The sequence below is a fragment of the Viridibacillus soli genome, assembly GCF_016612995.1.
In the GTDB taxonomy this organism is placed as follows: domain Bacteria; phylum Bacillota; class Bacilli; order Bacillales_A; family Planococcaceae; genus Viridibacillus; species Viridibacillus soli.
Genome location: NZ_JAEOAH010000084.1, coordinates 1 through 1662, shown reverse-complemented (window position 1 = coordinate 1662; position 1662 = coordinate 1). Strand labels below are relative to the sequence as shown.

Annotated in this window: 3 protein-coding genes; 1 reads left to right on the top strand and 2 read right to left on the bottom strand. The window is 34.1% G+C overall.

Annotated features, from left to right (window positions below):
* Positions 1–191: hypothetical protein (locus JFL43_RS22905; RefSeq protein ID WP_234447965.1), on the top strand; the 191-nt coding region annotated here is incomplete at its 5' end.
* A 102-nt stretch (positions 192–293) separates the two neighbouring features.
* On the opposite strand, the gene JFL43_RS22080 is transcribed toward JFL43_RS22905, so the two are convergent.
* Complete coding sequence (locus tag JFL43_RS22080; RefSeq protein ID WP_200750711.1) at positions 294–512, bottom strand: hypothetical protein; 219 nt, start codon at positions 510–512, stop codon at positions 294–296.
* Entirely contained in the window at positions 506–703 is a 198-nt protein-coding gene (locus tag JFL43_RS23620; protein ID WP_407702016.1) for a hypothetical protein, read from the bottom strand. The genes JFL43_RS22080 and JFL43_RS23620 overlap by 7 nt, the downstream gene beginning before the upstream one ends.
* Positions 704–1662: the final 959 nt, after the last annotated feature.

Below are 1662 nucleotides of genomic sequence, written 5' to 3'. Positions count from 1 at the left end.
TATGCTTGAAAATTCCAACAAAACTTGAAATGAACACAAATCCTGCATCGAAAATATCTGTGGGAAAGTGTACAGGGAAAAAATTTTCTACTTTCTTTAACTACGGAATTGCAGCTTTACTATCATTCAAATTGGTAGAGGTCATCAAGCCACAAATAACGTATTGGCTTTTAGTTCCAACGGCAAGATGAGCCTTAAAGCCATAACAGGCCAAATTTTTGCTTTCACTTATTTTTTGACGCCCCATTGTGGTGCAAACGGTGCCTCATTCCAGAGTGTTTCTATTGTTTCATTCAATTGTGCTTTAATTTCTTTTTGATAAATGGGCAGATTGGCTTCAGCTTCTTGTTTTTCTCGAAGCCATTGTTCAAGTTCTTTTTTCTTTTTACGTTCGTGTTTTTTTGTTGAATAGGTTCTTTTTCCAGTGAAGATTTTGCGGCCTCACGTGATTCAAAATGCGTCGCATCAATTGCGAGGTGTTCATCCGCAATGAAACCTTCCGACATCACCACTTGAAAATCTCATCTTGCATAATTTCTAGCACAGTTGGCTGGCTAATCACATCAATCATGCGCGAAAAGAATGCTTCAGAAGGGACAACGTACGAAACTAAAAATCCACAATCAAAATGGAATACAAAATCATTCTGTAAACGTTTGACTAAGTCTTTGATTGTAGGAATACCTTCCACAATTCGTGCGATAAGTGCCTGGTGTGGTTTTTTAATAAAGATTGATAATTTATAATTAAGTTCGATTATTTATAATAAAGTTTGATAAAAAACCTGTATGGAGGGATGCAGTCTTTTTACTTATGCCACAATCGGGGCCGTATTGTTGAATATCGTTCTTCTATGAAATGTTAGCATCAAACAATTTATATCTTCCATTGAATCTTTAAGGTTATAAACAAAAAACAGATTGAGGATGGATATATTTTTTATTTAATAGTAAAAAATACCCCTTATTTAAAATTAGAGAGGATAATTAATAATAAGTGTAGAATTATTAAATTGCTAGAAAATTCCAGAAAATAAGGGGAGTGATATCAAATTGATTTGAAGTAAGTTTTTTTAAAAAATTCGAAAGCGGTAGCTTGCTTCAACAAACTATAAGGGCAGGGTGATGTTTTGAACAAAGTTTTGGCGTTAGTAATCTTGGGAATGGGTATTTCTGGCGCAGCAATGATGACGTACGTCTCGCGATTGTTTTTCGAATCTCCAATTGGAGAAGAGACGAAGATGGTCGCTGTCACCTCAACAGTAGTTTTCGTGGTGCTCGCTTTCTACGGTATAAAATTGCGCCGGAGATTGGAAAACAAAAAAGAGTGAAAAACGCAGTTCTAAAAAGGCGATTCGCCTTCAAAATTTGACAAAAGGCTTCGAATTTTACTCGTTGCTTTTTGTCTTTTTATTTTGTATTTTCAATTCCTTCTGTGTGAATTTTTTACTATAATAACATTAATTTTTGGGCATTTATAATAACTTATGAAACAGAGGAATCAATCCTCTGTTAGTCACTTGGCGCATAATCTTCTTTTATCCAAACATTTAACCAGTTGTCGATTTGAAATAAAGTTACACCGTTTGTAAAAAAAGTAGAATTGTTTTGAAGAAAGTTTAACTGTTTATAAAAAAGATTGATTAAATTCTCTAAGGCTTGT